Consider the following 1,873-nt stretch of genomic DNA (forward strand, 5'->3'; position numbering starts at 1 on the left):
GCCGCTGTCCTTCTGGCGGACGGAGCCGGCGGCGGCGTTGCGGGGGTTGGCGAAGGGGGCTTCCCCGGCCTCCTCCAGCTCCCGGTTCAGGCGCTGGAAGGCCTCCTTCCGCATGAACACCTCGCCGCGGACCTCGAGCACAGCCAGGTCGGCCAGCGGGCCCCACAGGCGGAGGGGGAGGGTCTTGATCGTGCGCAGGTTGTGGGTGACGTCCTCCCCCATGCGCCCGTCCCCGCGGGTGGCTCCGCGGGTGAGGACCCCGCGCTCGTACAAGAGGGCGACCCCGAGGCCGTCCACCTTCGGCTCGGCCACGTACGCGAAGCGCTCTCCGGGCAGGGCGCGGCCCAGGCGGGCCTCGAACTCCCTGAGGTCCTCCACCGATGTCGCGTTGGCCAGGGAGAGCATCGGGGTCCGGTGCTCGACGGCGGCGAAGCCCTCCGCCACGACGCCACTCACGCGCTGGGTGGGGGAGTCCGGCGTCACCAGGTCGGGAAAGGCGGCCTCGAGGTCCCGCAGCTCCCGGAAGAGGGCGTCGTACTGGGCGTCCGGAATGGCCGGGCGGTTCTCCACGTAGTAGAGGTAGTCGTGATGCTGGATCTGCTCCCGGAGCGTCCGGATGCGCGCCTCGGCCTCTGCCCGGTCCATGGGGATCGCCTCCGTCGCGGTGGGTCTGCCCTTCTCCTAACAGAGGGGAGGCGTTTTGACAAGCGCCCGGGCGGCCGGTAATAAGACGCTCCGCGCCGAGGCAGAAGACTCACGGAACAAGCGCCTCCGCCCCCCGCTTCGCCCCGCGATCTCGTGGACGCGCTGGCCTCCTCCTCGGACACGACGCCAGAGGCGCTGCTGGTCCTCACCCCGAACCCCGGGCACGACCGGGCGTCTGTGTGCTGCTGGCTGCGGGAGGCCGCCCGGACGTCCTGCTATCAGCCGGCGGCTGGCAGGCAGAGGAGCCGCCGGCGCGTGATCGCCTCCGCCGGGCCGCGCGCCCCGCGCGCCCGAGGCCTTCGACCTGGAGCTCGGATCCCCCGCCTCACCGTCTCTCGCAGCAGTGCCCCCGGTGTCCCCCCCCCTCGCTCCCTGTCCAAAGGTTTGCAGGAATTGGGTAGTCGCTCGTAGAGACTTGTGGAGCCGCGTGCAAGCCCCTTCCCGTAAATGACTGTCCTCGCGAGAGTCGCATCCTGGCCCAGGACTTGCCGGTAGGAAGTAAGAGATCTTGGTCGCGGCCGATCACCTCCTCTCTCTTGCTGCCGCCGGGCCGATCCGGTGTCCCTCGGAGAAGACCAGCCCGCGCGGCGTCGTCCACCAGGAACCCGCTCGGGCTGGGGGCCCCCCTGCTCCCCCCGGGGGAGCCGCAGCGGTTCCTCTCCCCCCTCTGCCGCTGCACACCCCACCCCAGCTCCGCATCCCGCGGGCCCTCCGGTCCTCTCGGCTAAGCCGGGGGGGCCGGAGGGGAAGCGGGATCCTCTCTTCGGGTCAGCTCGGAGGCCCGAGCGAAGCGGTCCTGCGGGAGGCTCTAAACAGGACACCGGCCAGCCCCGGCGAGGTCTTTCACGTTGACGCCATCACGATGGGGGATCGTTCCAGAGGAGCGGCCGCCCCAGCGCCGCCGGGACGCGGAGGGGAGCGGCACCCAGTTTCGCGCTGAGGTGAGGGAGCTAATTGGTTGATCGGGCGGAGGGAACCTGCCTGCCCCCTGGGAGTGGCGCCCGGGCTACTCGGGCGTTCGGGGCAGGGGCCGACGCGGTCTCTGCCCCGTAGGAGAAGGCGGGCAATGGAACGGGCGAATTCCCGCCTGGCGGGGTCGGAACAGGGCCGGGTGGCGCTGGGGGTCATCGCGGGCTTTCTAGGCCTCCTCTACTGGGTTGGGAGCACC

The 1,873-nt window shown here is 71.5% G+C and carries 1 protein-coding gene; it reads right to left on the reverse strand.

Annotation, left to right across the window (positions count from 1 at the left end):
- Positions 1–645 (reverse strand): NAD-dependent DNA ligase LigA (locus VGT06_11370; GenBank protein HEV8663722.1); only part of this gene is annotated, 645 nt, incomplete at its 3' end.
- Positions 646–1,873 lie beyond the last annotated feature (1,228 nt).

It is taken from the genome of Candidatus Methylomirabilis sp. (genome assembly GCA_036000645.1).
GTDB lineage: Bacteria > Methylomirabilota > Methylomirabilia > Methylomirabilales > JACPAU01 > JACPAU01.